The sequence below is a fragment of the Aeromonas sp. 2692-1 genome (assembly GCF_013085505.1).
GTDB classification, from domain to species: domain Bacteria; phylum Pseudomonadota; class Gammaproteobacteria; order Enterobacterales; family Aeromonadaceae; genus Aeromonas; species Aeromonas hydrophila.
The window spans coordinates 4,808,792-4,827,605 of record NZ_CP038513.1 but is presented as its reverse complement, the minus strand read 5'-3'; the positions used below and the strand labels follow the sequence as shown (position 1 = coordinate 4,827,605).

15 protein-coding genes and 2 pseudogenes are annotated in these 18,814 nt (G+C 63.1%); 2 read left to right on the top strand and 15 right to left on the bottom strand.

The features are described 5' to 3' along the window. Positions 1 to 302: 302 nt before the first annotated feature. From E5E97_RS22510 to E5E97_RS22495, 4 genes are all read right to left on the bottom strand, one after another. Positions 303 to 866, bottom strand: coding sequence for a sugar O-acetyltransferase (locus E5E97_RS22510; RefSeq protein ID WP_171281135.1), 564 nt, complete (start codon positions 864 to 866; stop codon positions 303 to 305). Positions 867 to 939: 73 nt separating this feature from the next. Beyond that, positions 940 to 1,917 carry a D-2-hydroxyacid dehydrogenase family protein gene (locus E5E97_RS22505; protein WP_171281134.1) on the bottom strand — a complete coding sequence of 326 codons (978 nt, stop codon included), beginning with the start codon at positions 1,915 to 1,917 and terminating at the stop codon, positions 940 to 942. Positions 1,918 to 2,166: 249 nt separating this feature from the next. Further along, entirely contained in the window at positions 2,167 to 3,045 is an 879-nt protein-coding gene (gene prmA / locus E5E97_RS22500; RefSeq protein WP_171281133.1) for a 50S ribosomal protein L11 methyltransferase, read from the bottom strand. 526 nt (positions 3,046 to 3,571) lie between these two features. After that, positions 3,572 to 4,588, bottom strand: coding sequence for a zinc-binding alcohol dehydrogenase family protein (locus E5E97_RS22495; RefSeq protein WP_171281132.1), 1,017 nt, complete (start codon positions 4,586 to 4,588; stop codon positions 3,572 to 3,574). A 100-nt stretch (positions 4,589 to 4,688) separates the two neighbouring features. On the opposite strand from E5E97_RS22495, the gene E5E97_RS22490 reads away from it, so the two are divergent. Beyond that, positions 4,689 to 5,561, top strand: a complete 873-nt coding sequence (locus E5E97_RS22490) for a LysR family transcriptional regulator (protein WP_171281131.1) — start codon at positions 4,689 to 4,691, stop codon at positions 5,559 to 5,561. Positions 5,562 to 5,563: 2 nt separating this feature from the next. Here the strand turns inward: E5E97_RS22490 and E5E97_RS22485 are convergent, their stop codons facing one another. From E5E97_RS22485 to acs, 7 genes are all read right to left on the bottom strand, one after another. After that, positions 5,564 to 6,991 (bottom strand): PTS transporter subunit EIIC, encoded by a 1,428-nt coding sequence (locus E5E97_RS22485; protein ID WP_024944285.1) that lies wholly within the window; start codon positions 6,989 to 6,991, stop codon positions 5,564 to 5,566. A gap of 77 nt (positions 6,992 to 7,068) precedes the next feature. After that, entirely contained in the window at positions 7,069 to 8,547 is a 1,479-nt protein-coding gene (gene panF, locus E5E97_RS22480; protein WP_171281130.1) for a sodium/pantothenate symporter, read from the bottom strand. Further along, complete coding sequence (locus E5E97_RS22475) at positions 8,537 to 8,815, bottom strand: YhdT family protein (protein ID WP_016351749.1); 279 nt, start codon at positions 8,813 to 8,815, stop codon at positions 8,537 to 8,539. Before E5E97_RS22475 ends, panF begins: the two co-directional genes overlap by 11 nt. A gap of 112 nt (positions 8,816 to 8,927) precedes the next feature. Beyond that, positions 8,928 to 10,268, bottom strand: a complete 1,341-nt coding sequence (gene accC / locus E5E97_RS22470; protein WP_011707113.1) for an acetyl-CoA carboxylase biotin carboxylase subunit — start codon at positions 10,266 to 10,268, stop codon at positions 8,928 to 8,930. A 15-nt stretch (positions 10,269 to 10,283) separates the two neighbouring features. Next, positions 10,284 to 10,739, bottom strand: coding sequence for an acetyl-CoA carboxylase biotin carboxyl carrier protein (gene accB, locus E5E97_RS22465; RefSeq protein ID WP_011707112.1), 456 nt, complete (start codon positions 10,737 to 10,739; stop codon positions 10,284 to 10,286). A 36-nt stretch (positions 10,740 to 10,775) separates the two neighbouring features. Then, the gene (aroQ, locus tag E5E97_RS22460; protein ID WP_016351748.1) at positions 10,776 to 11,225 is read right to left on the bottom strand and encodes a type II 3-dehydroquinate dehydratase; all 450 of its coding nucleotides are present in this window, start codon (positions 11,223 to 11,225) and stop codon (positions 10,776 to 10,778) included. 266 nt (positions 11,226 to 11,491) lie between these two features. Continuing rightward, positions 11,492 to 13,438, bottom strand: a complete 1,947-nt coding sequence (gene acs / locus E5E97_RS22455) for an acetate--CoA ligase (RefSeq protein ID WP_041216250.1) — start codon at positions 13,436 to 13,438, stop codon at positions 11,492 to 11,494. 168 nt (positions 13,439 to 13,606) lie between these two features. Here acs and E5E97_RS22450 point away from each other — a divergent pair. Next, positions 13,607 to 13,903 (top strand): annotated as a pseudogene (locus tag E5E97_RS22450) (hypothetical protein). Between the two features lie 46 nt (positions 13,904 to 13,949). On the opposite strand, the pseudogene E5E97_RS22445 reads toward E5E97_RS22450, so the two are convergent. From E5E97_RS22445 to E5E97_RS22430, 4 genes and pseudogenes are all read right to left on the bottom strand, one after another. Beyond that, positions 13,950 to 16,399: pseudogene (locus E5E97_RS22445) on the bottom strand (EAL domain-containing protein). A 105-nt stretch (positions 16,400 to 16,504) separates the two neighbouring features. Then, positions 16,505 to 17,143, bottom strand: coding sequence for a hypothetical protein (locus E5E97_RS22440; RefSeq protein WP_024944281.1), 639 nt, complete (start codon positions 17,141 to 17,143; stop codon positions 16,505 to 16,507). Continuing rightward, the gene (locus E5E97_RS22435) at positions 17,133 to 18,272 is read right to left on the bottom strand and encodes a hypothetical protein (RefSeq protein WP_171281129.1); all 1,140 of its coding nucleotides are present in this window, start codon (positions 18,270 to 18,272) and stop codon (positions 17,133 to 17,135) included. Before E5E97_RS22435 ends, E5E97_RS22440 begins: the two co-directional genes overlap by 11 nt. A 169-nt stretch (positions 18,273 to 18,441) precedes the next feature. Then, on the bottom strand, positions 18,442 to 18,810 hold the full coding sequence (locus tag E5E97_RS22430; RefSeq protein ID WP_146062902.1) for a hypothetical protein: 369 nt from the start codon (positions 18,808 to 18,810) through the stop codon (positions 18,442 to 18,444). Between the last annotated feature and the right edge of the window lie 4 nt (positions 18,811 to 18,814).

Genomic DNA, 18,814 nt, shown 5'->3' with positions numbered 1-18,814 from the left:
AGCACCTTTTTACAGCCCAACGTCTTGATGACATTGGGCTTCATTTTTATGGGTGCTTTGCAGGTGTTGGCACTCTCAACCTCCTAGGACCGGAAAGGTCGCCTTTTTACAGGCCATTATGGTCTTGATGATATTGGGCTTCATTTTTATGGGCGCTTTTCAGGTGTCGGTACTCTCAACCTCCTAGGACCGGAAAGGTCACCTTTTTACAGGCCATCATGGTCTTGATGGCGTTGGACTTCATTTTTATTGGTGCTTTGCAGGCGTCGCTTCCCTTAATGTCGTAGTTTCCGGTGCAGCTGCTAGCTCACCTGCGTCTTGCCTTTGGCGGGCAGCACGCGGGCCGGGTTGCCTACCACTCGGGCGCCGGCCGGCACGTCTTTGGTGACCACGGCTCCGGCGCCCACGATGGCCTCCCGCCCTATGGTGACACCGGGCAGCAGAATGGCGCCGCCGCCAATCCAGACCCTGTCCTCGATGGTGACCGGCAGCGCGGTCTCGACCCCCTGGATCCGTTCATCCGCGTCCAGCGCGTGGGCGGCGGTGTAGATCTGCACGTTCGGCCCGATCATCACCTCGGCGCCGATGCGAATGGGGGCGTTGTCCAGCAGGGTGGCCCCCATGTTGATGTAGCTGCGCTTGCCAAGGTGGATGTGGCGGCCATAGGTGCAGTAGAGGGGCGGGCAAATGAAGGCCCCCTGGGCCAGCTCGCCGACGATCTGCTGCAGCAGCGCCAGCTGTTCATCCTCTTCGTCGCTGCGATTGAAGCGGCGGTACAGGCGGGCCGTCTCCCGGCGCAACAGATCCAGTTCCAGCGCCATGCAGTTGTAAGGCTGGCTGGCGATCATCTTGTCGTACTCTGTCATAGCGGCTCCTGTGGCGTGCCTTGGTGGCGCATGGGGTTCACATGTTAGCGGTCCGGCCGCCGGATAACCGTGATCAGCGGCCCGCTACGGGCAGCACCAGATTGGTCGGCCTGCCCTCGGCAAAGGCAATCAGGTTGTCAAAGGCGGCCTGAAAGTAGAGTTGGTAGCTGTTGCGCTCCACATAACCGAGATGAGGGGTGGCCAGCACATTGGGCAGGCGCAGCAAGGGCTCGCTTTGCGCCGTGGCAGGCTCTGCGTCGAACACATCGAGCGCTGCGCGCCGGGTGGGGTTGGCGGCGAGTTCAGCATAAAGGGCGCCCGGCTCGACAAGCTCAGCCCGACTGACGTTGACCAGCAGGGAGTCGGCCTTCATTCGCGCGAGATCGGTGCGGGTCACACAGCCACGGGTTGCCTCGTGCAGGCGCAGATGCAAAGAGAGGATGTCGGCGTCACGAAAGAAGGCCTCCTTGTCGGAGGCGCTGGCATGGCCATCCCGCTCGGCCTGCTGGCGGGAGCCCTCGCTGCCCCAGATCAGCACCGACATGCCGAAGGCCCGGCCGTAACCGGCCACCAGTCTGCCAATCTTGCCGTAGCCCCAGATGCCGAGCGTCAGCCCCTGCAAGGTACGCCCCAGCCCCAGTGTGCCGGATTGCTGCCACTGCCCCTGAGCGAGGGCATGGCAATAGGCCGGGAGGTGGCGGGAGGCGGCCATGATGAGTGCCCAGCAGAGCTCGGCGGGCGCCACCGGGCTGCCGATGCCTTCGGCGACGGCCACCCCGTGGCGTTGACACAGGAGGGGGTCGATATGCTGGCTGATCTTGCCGGTCTGACTGATGAGCCGAAGGGAGGGGAGCCTGCGCAGCAACGCCTCGTCGATGCGGGTGCGCTCGCGGATCAGCACCAGCGCCTCCACCCCTGCCAGCTTGGCGGCAAGGCGCTCGGGGTCAGGTTCGCTCTGGGTGAGGATGGTGACGTCGTGGCCCGCCAGGCGGGTAAAGCAGGGCAGATGACGCACCTGATCCTGATAGTCATCCAGTATGGCAATCCGCATAAGCACTCCGTGTCGCAAGGGGGACTGGCGGCCTATCCTACCGGAAACGGGGTGAGCTGTGTGGTCAAATGAGCACTGATTGCAGTGCGGGTATGGATGGTGCTGGTTGGCCGTACCAGAGAGGTGGCTGCTGCCGGCGAGTTGAAAACAGACGAGGCTCCCGTGTGGGAGCCCCGTTGGCAGCTTTGTGCCGATGACTTAGCCGAGTTTGCGGCCGATGGGTTGGCAGCCGCCGTGGTTTGTTGCTTATCAGCCGAGTTTGCGGCCGGAGAGGCGGCACCACTCTTCCTTGACGGCGGTCGGGTCCATCTCGAACCACTGGCCGTAGATGGTCTCCAGCTCTGGCGCCTGGCTTTCCAGTACACCGGAGAGGGCCATCAGGCTGCCCGCTTTGCCGTGGCCGGCGATAAGCGGCGCCAGTTCGCGTAGCGGGCCGGCCAGGATGTTGGCGACCACCACGTCTGCCTCGACATCTTGCGGCTGATCCGCCGGCAGGTAGAGCTCGATCTGATCGGCGACGCCATTGCGCTCGGCGTTGTCATGGCTGGCCTGGATGGCCTGCGGATCGATGTCGATGCCGATGACCCGGGCGGCGCCCAGTTTCAGGGCGGCGATGCCGAGGATGCCGGAGCCGCAACCAAAGTCGACCACGGTTTTACCGGCCAGATCCAGCCCGTCCAGCCACTGCAGGCAGAGCGCCGTGGTGGGGTGGGTACCGGTACCGAAGGCCAGACCCGGGTCCAGCATGACGTTGACCGCATCGGGGTTTGGCACGTCGCGCCAGCTCGGGCAGATCCAGAGCCGCTCGCCGAACTGCATGGGGTGGAAGTGATCCATCCACTCGCGCACCCAGTCCTTGTCCTCCAGTTGCTCCACCTTGTAGCCCACGTCTTCACCGAAGATCTGCTGGAAGAAGGCGATGGTGGGCGCCGGATCGGTTTCGGCGTCGAACAGCCCCATTACTTCGGTCTCACCCCACAGCGGGGTTTCGCCCGGCATGGGTTCATAGACGGGCACATCCTTGGCATCCATAAAGGTCACCGCCTGGGCACCACGCCCCAGCAGCATGTTGCTCACCTTGTCTGCGGTCTTGGCAGTGGCGTTGATTCGAATTTGTATCCAGGGCATGGCGTCGACTCTTCATAAATGTGAAACCGCGGGATTCTATCATCATGGGCGTGTGCTGTCGTGGTTTGCCCATGCAGTGTGGTGGAGGAGGCGGACTTTGCCGAGTTGGCACGGTTCATGTATTCCTCATTGGGTGACGGGAAGCAACCTGTTCCCGCTGAATGCTTTGCTCTAGGAAAGTTCCGTCATCTTTTTCAGCCACCTTCGGGTGGCTTTTTTTTGCCCGCAGAGTGGCCGGGGGCTGCATACCCCGGTGGCAGGGGGCAATGTGGCAAGCAAGCGGGGAGGCGGGCGGGATTGGCACACTAGCTGCAAAGATACAGAGGTCCTGCATAAGGATATGTGTGTGATTGTTACCCCAACGTTCAGGTATTTAGGGCCATCCCGGCGGGATGGCCCCTTTTTTTGGCTCTTTTTATGGTGATGCTGCGTGGTGACTGTCTGTTGCCTGAGGTGAGCTGTGCTGTGATGGGGCTTGTCACTGGTGAGTTCACCCCATGATGGTGCAGTTTTTACCCATAAGGGATTAGTTGCCGAACTGGCTCATGTCGATCACCAGCTTGCCCACCATGCGGCCGGCTTCCACCTCGGCATGGGCCTGAGCCAGGGTAGCCGGGGTCAGCTCGGCCACCACCTTGCTGAGGGTGGTCTTGACCACGCCCTGGTCCACCAGGGCGGCGACCAGCCCCAGCAGGTTGTGCTGCTCGATCATGTCCGGAGTCTGGAACAGGGAACGGGTAAACATGAACTCCTGGCTGAAGGTGACGCTCTTGCTCTTGAGCAGGGAGAGGTCCCAGGGCACGCTCGATTCGGCGATGGTGCAGATATGGCCGAACGGGCTGATGAGGCTGGCCATGGCATCCCAGTGCTGCTCGGTGGCATTGGTGCAGAAGATGGCGTCCACCTGAGTGATGCCGAGGGCGGTGAGCTCCTCCTGCAACTGGTGATGGCTCACCACCTGGTGGGCCCCCATTTGCAGGCACCAGGCCCGGGTCTCGGGGCGCGAGGCGGTGGCGATCACCTCCATGCCGGTGAGCTGGCGGGCCAGCTGGATGGCGATGGAGCCCACGCCGCCGGCGCCGCCGATGATCAGCAGCTTGCCGCTGCTCTCGCGGGTGAGGCGCATGCGCTCGAACAGGGTCTCCCAGGCGGTGATGGCGGTGAGCGGTAGGGCGGCCGCTTCCAGGTCGCTCAGGCTGGTGGGGGCGAGGGCGGCGATGCGCTCATCCACCAGTTGCAGGGCGCTGTTGCTGCCAGAGCGGCTGATGTCGCCGGCATACCAGACCCGGTCGCCCGCCTTGAACAGGGTCACCTCAGGGCCGACGGCGATCACTTCGCCTACGGCGTCCCAGCCCAGTACCCGCGGGCTGCTCTCGACCTTGGCCTTGGGGGCACGCACCTTGGTGTCGACCGGGTTGATGGAGGTGGCCTTGATCCGCACCAGCAGGTCGTGCGGGCCCGGTGTCGGGTCGGCCAGATTGGCTTCGATGAAGCAGTGGGGGTGATCGCTCGGCAGATAGTGGGTCAGGGCGATGGCTTTCATGGCAGTTCCTTTCAAATCGGTTGGATGGGGATTGCCAGCCACTCTAGTCTGGTTGATTATTCAGATTAAGATGGGTAATTGGTAAAGACTGTTTGAATATATGAACAATGTCGAACTGGAGCTGATGGGGCTGTTTGCCACCGTGGTGGAGCAGGGCAGTTTCACCGGGGCGGCCGAGCTGCTCGGCATGCCCAAATCCTCGGTCAGCCAGAAGATCTCGCGGCTTGAGTCCCAGCTCGGGGTGCGCCTGTTGCAGCGCACCACCCGTCGGCTGAGCCTGACCCCGCAGGGGGAGGTCTATGTGGAGCAGTGCCGGGCGCTGCTGGCACTGGCCCGCAGCGCCAATCTGGCGATGGCGCGGCTGCGCGCGGCCCCGGCCGGCCGGGTGCGGATCACAGCGCCGGAGGCGACCGGCACTCTGCTGCTCGGCCGGATCCTGGCCGAGTTTCGGGCCCTCTATCCCGAGGTGGTGTTGGAGCTGACCCTCTGCGATGAGCAGCTCGATCTGGTGGGGGAGGGTTATGATTTGGCGCTGCGGGCGGCACCGCTGAAAGATTCCAGCCTGATCTGCCGGCGCATCGGTCAGGTGCCGCGCCATCTGGTGGCGGCGCCCGCCTATCTGGTGGCCCACGGCACGCCGCAACAGCTGAGCGAGCTGGGACGATACGCCTGCCTGGTGCACGCGTCGCTGCCGGTGTGGCCGTTGCAGGAGGGGGGCTGGCGACCACAAGGGGCCTGCATCAGCAACAGCCTGCTGGCGCTGCGGGAGCTGGCGATCAACGAGGGGGGGATTGCTCTGCTGCCCCATCACGTCTGCGAGGGGGATCTCGCGGCGGGACGCTTGCAGAAGGTGCTGCCGAGTCACCCCATTCCGGCCAACCCCTTCTACCTCATCTATCCGAGCCGGGAGCATCTGGCGCCCGCTCTGCGCAGCCTGATGGACTTTGTCGCCGAGCGCTTGCCGTTTGCCTGAGGCTACCAGCCGCTCTGGCCGGCGGACTCCTGATTGGGCTTGAGGCCGAGCGGCACCGACTGGCGCTCCGCCAGCATGCGGATCTGCCCCTCGATCAGGCTGGCGTTGGGGCCCAACACCAACACCAGCTGATGGTCATTGAGCTGGATCCAGGAGAGGCAGCCCAGCCCCAGCAGGCGGGATTGATCCACCAGTGAGATGTCGCGCACCCGCAGGCTGAGGCGGGTGAGGCAGACGCTCATCGCCTGCAGGTTGTCCATGCCCCCCAGCACCTTGAGGTACTGGATCGCCAGCATCTGGGGGTCGGAGGGGGCGACGCTGGCTAGGCGCGGGTGCTCCGGCGCGATGGGCTTGCTCGGCAGGCTGAGGGGTGTGCGCTCCAGCAGCTGATAGAACAGCAAGGTGTAGGCGACGAAGAACAGGATGCCGACTGGAATGAGCCAGAAGCTGTGCTCGCCGGCGTGGTAGCTCAGCACCAGATCCAGCAGGCCGGCGGAGAAGTAACTGCCCACCTTGATGCCGAGCGCGCTGCAGGTGGCGAGTGACAGGCCGGTCAGCAGGGCGTGGGCCAGAAACAGCCAGGGGGCGGTGAAGGCGAACAGGAACTCGATGGGTTCGGTGATGCCCACCAGCGCCGAGGTGAGCGCCAGGGTGAGCAGCAATCCCCCCTGCGGCAGTCGCTGCATGCGCTGGCGGTGCAGCCAGATGGCGAAGCAGGCGCCCGGCAGGCCGAACATGATGATGGGGTAGAGCCCGGCCACATAGCCTTCGTGCAGCGGCTGGGCGCTGGCCAGTGCCTGCAGGTTGCTCTCCCCCAGCCCGATGAGGCTGCCCAGTACCTGATGCAGGCCGAGCGGGATCAGCAGCCGGTTCAGCACGCCATAGCAGAAGGCGCCGAACGGGGTAGTGAGCAGTTCGGAGGCGAGCAGGGTGATGCCCTGTTCCAGCAGCGGCCAGAGCAGCGCGAGCGGGAAGGCCAGCAGCAGACAGGTGAGCGCCGAGGCGAGCAGGCTGGTGAAGTCGCCGTTGACCAGCCGCAGCCAGTGGGGCATGGGGTGGCGCTTGAGCCAGGGGTAGACGATGGCGGTGGTCAGTCCCGCCAGCAGGCCGCAGATCATGTCGCTGTGCAGGCCGGGGGCCAGGGTGCCGAGCGCCGAGCTCAGCAGCAGAAAGTTGACCGCGCCGGCCAGCGCCTGGGTACCTTCACCCTGGCGGCTCAGCCCGAAGGCGATGGCCACCGCATAGATGAGCGGCATCTGGCTGAACAGGGCGCGGCCGGTGAGGGAGAGCACCGCCAGATCCAGCACGTCCGGCTGGCCGAGCCGATAGAGCAGCGCGGCCAGCGGCAGGATGGAGACCGGCAGCAACAGGGCGTAACCGAGTCGCTGCAGGGCTTGAGTCAGGATCTGTCTGGCGTTCTGTACGGGCATAAGGGCGCGGCATTTTGTGACATGGCGCACAGTTTACCCGTAAAACACCCATTTTGGGATAGTTTCGGAACCCTTTATTAATCCATCGATGATTGTGGCTCAAACAAGCGCCGTACACTTTGGCTCGGGGCCGGGGTCAGCAGGCTGACCAGCACGAAGGCAATCAGCCCCAGCGCCAGGCTCGGCACGATGGCGTGCAGACCGGCTGGCTTGATCTCCCACTGGCTCAGGATGGCGTAGCAGGGGATGCCGCACACCATGCTGGCCAGTGCGCCGGGGCCGTTGGCCCGCGACCAGTAGAGGCCGAGCACCAGTGGCCACAGGAACACCGCCTGCAGGCCGCCGAAGGCGAGCAGATTGAGCCAGATGATCATCTCGGGGGGCTGCAGCGCCGCCAGCAGCACCAGCGTGCCCAGGATCAGGGTGCAGAGCAGGGAGAGGCGTGGCACCCGCACCTCCAGCTTCTCCTGGCCGGCCTTCTCCGGGCTCAGGTAGTTGAGATAGAGATCCTTCACCAGGGTGGCGGAGGCCTGGATCAGCTGGGAGTCGATGGTGGACATGATGGCCGCCATGGGCGCCGCCAGGAAGACCCCGGCCAGCCAGGGTGGCAGTACCTCCATCATCAGGGAGGGCATGATCTTGTCCGGGCTGTCCATGCCGGGCAGGATGGCGCGGCCCAGGGCGCCGGCCAGGTGCATGCCGAACATCAGCAAGGCGCTGACGATGGTACCGATGAGGATGCCGCGGTGGAGCGCCTTGCTGTCGCGATAGCCGAAGCAGCGCAGCGCCGAGTGGGGCAGCCCCACCACCCCGATGCAGACCAGTACCCAGAAGCTCAGCATGAAGGGCTGGGTCAGCAGGTCACCGGCCCCCTGCGGGCTCACCAGCTTGGGATCGATCACCTTGAGCTGGTGGATGAGGTTGGGCAGGCCGTCACCGGCCACCAGAATCCCCGCCAGCAGGGCACCGGTGCCGATCAGCATGATGATCCCCTGCAGCGCATCGGTCATCACCACGGCGCGAAAGCCGCCGATCACCGTGTAGAGCAGCACACAGCTGGCAAACAGCAAGAGCCCCTGCTGATAGCTGAGGCCGGTGGCGGTCTCCAGCAGACGGGCGCCGCCGATGAACTGCACCACCATGGTGGCGATGAAGGCGAGGATGATGGTGACCGAGCCCAGCACCACCACCGCCTTGCTCTGGTAGCGGGCCCACAGCATGTCATTGATGGTCACCGCATTGACCCGACGGGCGATGATGGCGAACTTCTTGCCCAGTACCCCCAGGGTCAGCCAGACGGTGGGCAGCTGGATCATCGCCAGCAGCACCCAGCCCAGCCCGATCTTGTAGGCCGCTCCCGGCCCGCCGATGAAGGAGGAGGCAGAGGTGTAGGTGGCCACCAGGGTCATGGCCAGCACCAGCCCGCCCATGCTGCGGTTGCCAATGAAGTACTCCTGGACGAAGTCGCCGCCCACCCGGTGGCGGCTGGCCCAGAAGCCGACTCCCAGCACCAGCACCAGATAGATGATGAGCGGCAGCATCAGCTCAAGATTCATGGGAAGGCTCCTTGGCATCGAGGGGAGGAGAGTCGAGGGGGATGTCCACGAATAGACGATCCACCATCAGGCCGCACAGCACGATGAACAGCAGCGGCATCAGGATGCAACTGAGCAGGAACCAGAGCGGCATGTCCCAGCATTCGATCTCTGCAGGGATGAAATAGGCAGTGCCATACCAGGCAAGGAAGTAGAGCAGGGTCAGCAGCAGGCAGAGGGCTGCTTCCCGGCGAGCGAGCGCGAAACGATTCACCTTGGCCTCCGACAATTTTGAGGGGCGCAAGGATAACAAAAAAGGGCCATGTCGCCATGGCCCTTTTTCAACAGAGGCTCCTTGCGGAGCCGACGTCCACCGACATGGCGGCCTTCGTCAAGGATCCTTACAGCCCCAGCTTCTTGTGCAGGTAGTGGATGTTGGTCCCACCGTGCTGGAAGTTTTCGTCCTTCATGATCTCTTTTTGCAGGGAGACGTTGGTCTTGATCCCTTCCACCACCAGCTCGTCCAGCGCCTGACGCATGCGGGCGATGGCGACGTCGCGGTTTTCACCGTAACAGATCAGCTTGCCGATCATGGAGTCGTAGTAGGGCGGTACCTTGTAGCCGGCGTAGATGTGGGAATCCCAGCGTACGCCCAGACCGCCCGGCGCGTGGAAGCGCTGGATCAGGCCCGGAGACGGCATGAAGGTGGCCGGGTCTTCGGCGTTGATCCGGCATTCGATGGCATGGCCACGGATGCGGATGTCCTGCTGGGTGATCGACAGGGGCTGACCGGCGGCAATGCGCAGCTGCTCCTTGATCAGATCCACGCTGGTGACCAGCTCGGTGACCGGGTGTTCAACCTGGATACGGGTGTTCATCTCGATGAAATAGAACTCGCCGTTCTCGTACAGGAACTCGAAGGTGCCCGCACCGCGGTAGCCGATCTCGATACAGGCGCGCACGCAGCGCTCACCGATGAACTTGCGCATCTCTTCGGTGATGCCGGGTGCCGGCGCCTCTTCGACCACCTTCTGGTGGCGACGCTGCATGGAGCAGTCGCGCTCGCCCAGATAGAGGGCGTTGCCCTGGCCGTCTGCCAACACCTGAATCTCGATGTGGCGCGGGTTCTCCAGGTACTTCTCCATGTAGACCATGTCGTTCTTGAAGAACTGGCCAGCTTCGGATTTGGTCAGCGCGATGGCGGCAGACAGCTCGGCTTCACTGCGCACCACGCGCATGCCGCGACCACCACCGCCACCGGCGGCCTTGATGATCACCGGGTAGCCAATGCGCTTGGCGATGGCGGCGTTGTGCTTGGCATCGCTGTCGACCGGACCGTCGGAGCCCGGTACGCAGGGCACGCCCGCTTTCTTCATCGCCTCGATGGCGGAAACCTTGTCACCCATAAGGCGAATGGTCTCGGCGCGCGGGCCGATGAAGATGAAGCCGGATTTTTCGACCACTTCGGCGAAGTCGGCGTTCTCGGAGAGGAAACCGTAACCCGGGTGGATGGCGACGGCACCGGTCACCTCGGCGGCGGCGATGATGGCCGGCACATTGAGGTAGGAGTCGGTACTGGCCGGTTTGCCGATACAGATGGTTTCGTCGGCCAGCAGCACATGCTTGAGCTCCCGGTCGGCGGTGGAGTGAACGGCCACTGTCTTGATCCCGAGCTCTTTGCAGGCGCGCAGGATCCGCAGGGCAATTTCACCGCGGTTGGCGATGACTACTTTGTCCAACATGGGTGGCGACTTCCCTTATTCGATGATGAACAGCGGCTCGTCGAATTCGACGGCCTGACCATTTTCAACCAGGATCGCTTTGATCACACCGGCCTTGTCAGACTCGATTTGGTTCATCATTTTCATGGCTTCGACGATGCACAGGGTATCGCCGACATTGACGTGCTGACCGACTTCCACGAACGGCTTGGCTTCCGGGCTGGAGGAGCGGTAGAAGGAGCCAACCATCGGGGAGCGCATCAGGTGACCGCTCGGGATGGCGTCGGCAGCCGGGGCAGCAGCAGCCGGTGCGGCGGCAGGAGCGGCAACCGGGGCGGCAGCTTGTTGCATGATCATCTGCGGAGCAGCGGTCACCTGACCGGAGAAGTTGCGGCTGATGCGAACGGACTCTTCACCTTCGGAGATCTCCAGTTCGGCGATGCCGGACTCTTCAACCAGTTCAATCAGCTTCTTGATTTTGCGGATATCCATTAGCATTCTCTTTCTTCTTTATCTGATCAGTGATTATCAAGCCGCGCGCAACTGGTGCACGGCCGCGGTTAAAGCGAATTGGTAGCCATCGGCCCCCAGCCCACAAATGACCCCCTTGGCGACATCAGACAGATAGGAGTGATGACGGAAGGGTTCCCTGGCATGGACGTTGGACAGGTGAACCTCGATAAAGGGGATGGCCACACCCAGCAGCGCGTCGCGGATGGCGACGCTGGTGTGGGTGAAGGCGGCCGGGTTGATGATGATGAAATCCACCTGACCCATGGCCTGGTGGATGCGGCCGACCAACTCATGTTCGGCATTGGATTGCAGGTGTTCCAGTGTGACCCCGAGTTCGCCGGCGTTGTGCGTCAGATCGGCGACGATCTCATCGAGCGTCTTGCTGCCGTAGATGCCCGGTTCCCGTTTGCCCAGCAGGTTCAGGTTCGGCCCGTTGAGCAGGAGAATTCGGTGTTTTTGCGACATATTGAGTACATCCTCGATGATAATGCTGCTATCTGTCAGCCATCTTGTGGACTATCAGAAATCTAGTCATTTTCTGCGCAAATCGCTGTGCACTGGCACACAGATTTCGCAATTATATTGATTTCGTGAAAATTAGCAGCATTTTACTGGTCTAATCTCTACATCTGTCTATTTTTTGCGCTAACCGGTGCGTTGTTGAAACGCTCAGTAGCAAAGACGACAAAGCCGGCTCGAGGCCGGCTTTGGAGGCAGGAACGCAGTCAGGATCAGGCTGCTTCCGACTTCTCGCGGATCAGCTTGTCCACCACGCCCGGATCCGCCAGGGTGGAGATATCCCCCAGGCTGTCGGTCTCGCCGGTGGCGATCTTGCGCAGAATTCGCCGCATGATCTTGCCGGAGCGGGTCTTGGGCAGCCCCTCGGCCCAGTGGATCACGTCCGGGGTAGCGATGGCGCCGATCTCCTTGCGGACCCACTCCTTCACCTCTTTATGCAGCTCGCGGCTCGGCTCCTCGCCGGCGATCAGGGTGACATAGGCGTAGATGCCCTGACCCTTGATCTCGTGTGGCACGCCCACCACCGCCGCTTCGGCGATCTTGGGATGGGAGACCAGCGCAGATTCAATTTCGGCGGTGCCCATGCGGTGACCGGAGACGTTCAGTACATCATCCACCCGTCCGGTGATCCAGTAGTAACCATCCTCGTCGCGACGGGCACCGTCGCCGGTGAAGTAGCGGCCGGGGAAGGTAGAGAAGTAGGTCTGCTCGAACCGTTCGTGATCGCCGAACACGGTGCGCATCTGGCCCGGCCAGGAGTCGGTGATCACCAGGTTGCCCTCGGTGGCCCCCTCCAGCGGCTCACCCATGTTATCCACCAGCGCCGGCTGCACGCCGAAGAAGGGACGGGTAGCCGAGCCTGGCTTGAGATCGGTGACGCCGGGCAGCGGACTGATGAGGATGCCGCCGGTCTCGGTCTGCCACCAGGTATCGACGATGGGGCAGCGCTCCTCGCCGATGGTGCGGTAGTACCACTCCCAGGCTTCCGGGTTGATGGGCTCGCCCACCGAGCCCATGATGCGCAGGCTCGAACGGGAGGTGCCGGCGACCGCCTCGTTGCCTTTGGCCATCAGCGCGCGGATGGCGGTGGGGGCGGTGTAGAGGATGCTGACCTGGTGTTTGTCCACCACCTGGCTCATGCGGTTGGTGGCCGGGTAGTTGGGCACCCCTTCGAACATGATGGTGGTGGCGCCATTGGCAAGCGGCCCGTAGACCAGATAGGAGTGGCCGGTGACCCAACCCACGTCGGCGGTACACCAGTAGATGTCCTCTTCGTGGTAGTCGAAGATGTACTTGAAGGTGAGGGTGGCATAGACCAGATAGCCGCCGGTGGTGTGCAGCACCCCCTTGGGTTTGCCGGTGGAGCCGGAGGTGTAGAGGATGAAGAGCGGATCTTCGGCCCCCATCGCCTCGGGCGGGCAGTCGGCGCTGACGGTGGCGACGGCGTCGTGCCACCAGATGTCCCTGTGGTTGTGCCAGGCGATGTTGCCGCCGGTGCGTTTGAGCACGATCACCTTGTTGACCTTGGTCTCCGGGTTGGTGAGCGCTTCATCCACATTCTTCTTGAGTGGCACCGGACGGCCGCCGCGCAGCCCTTCGTCAGCGGTGATGACGATGGAAGAGCCGGAGTCGATGATGCGACCGGCCAGGGCTTCCGGCGAGAAACCGCCGAACACGATGCTGTGCACCGCGCCGATGCGGGTACAGGCCAGCATGGCGATGGCGGCTTCCGGCACCATGGGCATGTAGAGGCAGACCACGTCGCCGCGATGCACTCCCTGCGCCTTCAAAACGTTGGCAAACTTGCACACCTCGGTGTGCAGCTCGCGGTAGGTGAGCTTGCGATCTTCGGCCGGGTTGTCCCCTTCCCAGATGATGGCGACCTTGTCGCCGCGCTGGGCCAGATGGCGGTCCAGACAGTTGGCAGAGACGTTGAGCAGGCCGTCTTCATACCATTTGATGGAGACGTGGCCCGGGTCGTAGGAGGTGTTCTTGACCCTGGTGTAGGGCTTCATCCAGTCGAGGATCTTGCCCTGCTCGCCCCAGAAGGCATCCGGATCCTGCACCGAGGCCCGGTACATGGCTTCATAGCCTGCCTTGTCCAGCAGGGCGCCGTTGCTGATGTGGGCTTTGACCGGGTAGACCTTGCTCTCGCTCATGTGTCACTCCTTTGAATACATTCTTGTAATGATTAGGTAACAACTTATACCTTTGGCGGGGGAGGGCAATTAGACTTTTGGATAGATGGCAACATCCGCTTACAGTCGCGCCGATGACAATTCATCGCTGATTGGGTAAAACGTCGTTTTAGCGACGGAGATAGTCCCATGTTGACCCTGCTATTGTGCTCCTCCCTCTGGCAGTTTGAGGCCCCGTAGGCCACCGATGAGGCCGCATTGGCCGCCCCCCATGCCAACGGTCTTGCGCTGACACCGGCACAGCCCGCTTCGCCATCCTTGCGGGACCACATCAGCGGCCAGTTGAGCGAGGCCTGGCTGGCGCGTAAGCCGTCGGTGTCCGTCACCCTCGAAGAGAAAAAATCCTCCTATCCGCAGGACTCGTTGCTGGAAGAGTCACGCCGGCAGCAGGACGAAGGGTGGGATGCCAGGCTGACCTTCAACTGATGAGCGTCAACTGCGCCGCTGGTGCGGCGCGGATCCCGGCACACCGCTAGCACCAGGTGCCCTTGCGCGAGCCCAGCTGCTCGGCCAGATGGGGCTCTGCCAGCGGGTGGCTGAACAGATAGCCCTGCCCCTCCTGGCAGTGCAGTGATTGGAGAAACTGGCGCTGGGCCTGGGTCTCGATCCCTTCGGCGGTGACCACCATGCCCAGGCTGTCGGCCAGGTTGATGATGGTGCGGCACAGCTCCCGGCTGTGCTTGTCATCGGGCAGTGCCTGCACGAAGGTGCGGTCAATCTTGATGCGATCGATGGGCAGGCTCTTGAGCAGGCTCAAGGATGAGAAGCCGGTGCCGAAGTCGTCGATGGCGATCTGTACCCCCAGCGCCTTCAGGCGTCTGAACAGCTGCAGGCTCTGATCGACCCGCTGGATGATGCTCTCGGTGACCTCTATCTCCAGCTTCTCTGGCGGAAAGCCGGTCTCGGCCAGGATGGCGGCGACCCGCTCCACGTAACCTGCCGAGCGCATCTCCCGCACCGACACATTGATCGACAGTCTGGGTACCGCCAGTCCGGCGGCCAGCCACGCCTGTCCCTGCCGGCAGGCGGTACGCATGACCCATTCGCCGATCTGCTCGATAAGCCCGCACTCCTCGGCCACCGGGATGAAGCGGGTGGGCCCTATCATCCCCTCGCTGGGGTGCTGCCAGCGCAGCAGGGCCTCCAACCCGCTCATGCGGTTGCTGGCGAGCTCCGTCATGGGCTGATAGAGGACGCAGAGCTGGTGCTGCTCGATGGCCTTGAACAGCCCCTGCTCCATGCTCATTCGCTCCCGGGTCTGCTCGGTCATGTCCGGGGTATAGAACAGATAGCCGTTGCGGCCCCGGTTCTTGGCCTCGTACATGGCGCTGTCGGCGGCGCTGACCAGGGTATCCGGGCTGGTGGCGTGTTCCGGATAGAGGGCGATGCCGATGCTGGCGGAAACGGCCACCCGCTCGTTGCCGAGTTCGACCGGCTCGCGCAGGCTGGCCAGCAGTTGCTCGGCGAGCCGCTCCAGCTCCTGTGGCCGTTCAAAGAAGGGGATCAGCACCAGGAACTCATCGCCACCGAGCCGGGCGGCCACGTCGTTGTGGCGCAGGACGCGGCGGATCCGCTCGGCCAGCAGCTTGAGCAGTTCATCGCCGGCGCGATGGCCCAGGGTGTCGTTGATCAGCTTGAAGCCGTCCAGATCGATGAACAGCAGGGCCAGTTGCTGGTGGTTGAGCTGGGCTGTCTTGAGTTCCAGCTCCAGCCGCTCCTGCAGCAGGTTGCGGTTGCCGAGCTCGGTCAGCGGATCGTGATAGGCGAGGTGATTGAGCTGTGCTTCGGCCTTGCGAATGGCGCTGATGTCGGAGAAGGCGATGACGTAGTTGGTGGTGTTGTGGCGACTGTCGTGCACGGCGCTGACATGCTGCCAGGAGGTGAAGTAGCCGCCATCCTTGCGCAGGCACATCATCTCGCCATGCCAGGCGTGACTGCCGGGCAGCAGGGTATGCCAGGGATAATCGATGTCGGTGTGACGGCGTGGATGCATGATGGCCTCCGGCGACTTGCCCACGATCTCCGCCTCTTCATATTGAGTCATGCTGGAAAAGGCCGGATTGACCGAGATGATCTGGCGCTGGCCATCCATGATGATGATGCCTTCGGCGGCGGTCTCGAATACCACGTTGGCCTGGCGCAGCTTGTCCTCCTGGTTGCAGCGACTGGTGGCATCGTGGATCACCCCGGTGATGCGTCGCCCCTGATGGTCGGTGGCCGCCACGTGATCGGCGTGAATGTCGACCCAGCCCCGCAACTGATCCGGCCCGAGATAGCCGAGGGTGAGGTGAATGGGGGCCGTGCCGTTGACCACCGCCCTGAACTGCTCGCCAGAGAGCGGGTCGAAGCGCTTGATGAACTGCTCCATCCCCCCTGAAACTGGCTGGCCGTGGTGCCGAGCAGGCGCTCGACCTGGCCGTCAAACTGCAGCCTGTCCTCCGTCACATGCCACTCCCACACCCCTATCTGGCCGGCACTCATGGCCAGTTGCAGCCGCTGCTGTGCTTCGACCTGCTCGGTGACGTCCCGCACTATGGTGAGGATGCGGTCGGGCACCCCCTGTTCGTCCAGCATGGGGCTGTAAATCGCCTGCCAGTGGCGCTGCCGACCCTGATGGGCCGCGGTATGGCCGCTCAGGTTCAGCTCGACCCGGGGGACACCGCTGCTGATGATCTGCTGGAACAGGGGTTCCAGCACCGGAGCCAGCGTGGGGACGATTTCGCGCAGGTATCTGCCGTAGTGTTCTTCTCGGGAGAGGCCGTTGAGATCGGCCAGGGTCTGGTTGACGCTGCGGCAGCGAAAGTGGCGGTCAAACACGCCTATGCCAAACGGGGCCAGTTCGAACAGCTGCTGCAGCTCGTTCATGTTCAATTGCCCCGCCAGCGGTGGATCCGGCATGGCATTGAAAGTCTCTTCGCCCATCGCGCGCTCCTGAATTGACTTCTTTGTCATTTAAGCTGCTGTCAGTATGGCATGAAGCATTCTGGAGGGAAGAGAGGGGGCGTCATTCGCCCCCTTTGTGCGGTGTTACCAGCTGAAGTGATAGCTCAGGGTCAGGTTGATCATCGGTTGCCAGTCGTGCTCCTTGATGAGCCACTGCTTGGCGCCGAACTCGGTGCCAAGGCGCCACTGCTGCCAGTGCCAGCTGCGTTCCAGTGTGACTCCCCAGTCCCGCAGGCCCTCGTCTGCTCCATAGGCGGCCATGTGGGCCTGACTGCCCCGGGTCAGCCAGAGGTTGAGGGAGATCTCGGCCGGCAGCGGCAGGCTGTGCTCCATGTACCAGAGCTGGCCATAACGGCCGCTGACGTCATAGAGCTGGCCCAAGGTGAGCTGGTGATCGTCGTCCAGTTGCCAGCCGAGGCGCCAGAAGGCGCTGAAGCGGTTGCGATCGACCACCTGCATGGGGGCGACGCCGACGGCGAAGAAGCTCTTTTTATAGAGCGGCAAGGCCAGCCCGGCGCTCTGGCCATCGGCGAAGAGCAGGCCGACCTGGGTTTCCCGCTCATAGGCGAGCCAGAACTGCATGCTGGCATCGGCGCTGACCCCCGCCTGATTGCTGCCAAGCTGCCACTGACCGCCCAGCTGCCACTGGTTGTCCGGCTCTTTGGCCGACAGGGGCAGGGTCAGGAACAGTAGCGGCAGCGGCAGCCAGCACTTATTTGCCATAGAGCCGCGCCCAGTCCCGGTCCTGGTGCATGCCCATCAGGTGGCAGATGATGCCGGAGCGCTGGAAGGCGTAGATGAGCAGCACGCTGGTGGCGCTGAGCGCCATGATGAGGCCGAAGTTGTTGGGCAAGATGGTGCCTTGACGGGCGGTCCACCACAGCAAGAGCGGGCCCCACAGGTGCACGAAGATGCTCTTGTGGAAGATGAAGACGGTCAGCGAGTACATGCCGATCCAGTTGAGCGGGCGCCAGCACAACTGGATGTTGCGCTGATGCAGCCAGAGCACGGCCCCGATCACCAGAAACTCCATGCCCCAGATGCCGGCGCGGCCGACCATGTCCATCGCCAGTTCGTGCTCGTTGGCGTAGATGTCGCTGAGCTCGACCGTGCTGGTCTCGCCGAACATGAGATAGACGGCCAGCGCTACCATCGAGAGCGTCAGCACCAGGCTGTTGAGGCGGTCCCGCCATTGGGGCCGCTGATGCCAGCACCAGCCGTAGAGGAAGCCGAAGCAGCCGCTGGCCATGAAGAGGTCGAGGCGGGCATCCAGCTCGTAGTCGGGGTGCACGTGCAGCTTCATCCAGCCGTCGATGTGACCGAGCAGATCCTGCACGCCGAGTTGATCCAGCAGCAGACTGAGCAGGGTCAGCAGCAGCATGCCGCGAATGCCGAACCAGGCGTAGACCAGCGAGAAGAGCGCCAGCAGGCACATCCACAGCATCACCGGATAGAACGAGATGGCCTCGCCGAAGTTGGGGGCGATCACCAGCCCTTCCACATAGAGCACCAGAATAATGCTGGCGAACAGCACCAGCTTGCCACCCAGTTGCGGTCTGAAGCTGGCCTGATCGCGGCGGCTGAGGTTGAAGGCGGCCAGCGCCAGGTAGATCTGGCTGACCCAGGGAATGAGCCAGGCCGAGACCTGGGCCGTGGTGTGATCCATGGGCAGCAGCTGGCCGGCCATCGCCTTGTGCGACAGATAGAAGCTGTCCCACAGGGCGTGTTCCCGGTTGAAGAAGTCGATGTACCAGTAGTTGAGGTAGCCGGTGTAGTGCTCGAAGACGGCCATGAAGATGACGAGCCCTCGCAACAGGTCGAGACCCGTGATGCGTGCATCCTGTGGAGGCATGCTGATGCTCCTGCATTGGTTGGAAAAGGAGCGGCACTATAACGGTTGCGGCGAAACTGAACGGGAGCTGAATGTAAGCGAATGTTACCAGGAATTGAGGGTCTGCCCTTGTGACAAGGGCGGATGGACGGATCGGGCTGTCATGATTTGTAATAGTTTTGGCGGTTTATCAGCCTTTCTGGCGGCCGAAGGCCTGGATGCCGCGCACCAGCACCAGCAGGCCGAGTCCGTGAAACGGCAGCGCCAGGGCGAGCAGCAGCAGCCAGTGGGCCTCGCTGCCGCTGCTGTTGATGAAGCCGACCCAGGCGGCCAGCAGGGCCAGCATGCCCGCTATCTGGAAGCGGCGGCGCAGCACCACCTCCACCCCGAGATTGGCGAGGTAGAGGGTCAGCAGGATGCCGGCGAAACCGGTGAGCTGGGCGGTGCCGTAGAGGACGCGGTCCGGGTTGAACAGCAGGGTCACGAGGGGGGTAAGGCCCTGATCCAGCGGGATCAGGGCCAGCAGCCAGCAGGCGATCAGCAGCAGGGCCGTCTTCATGTCG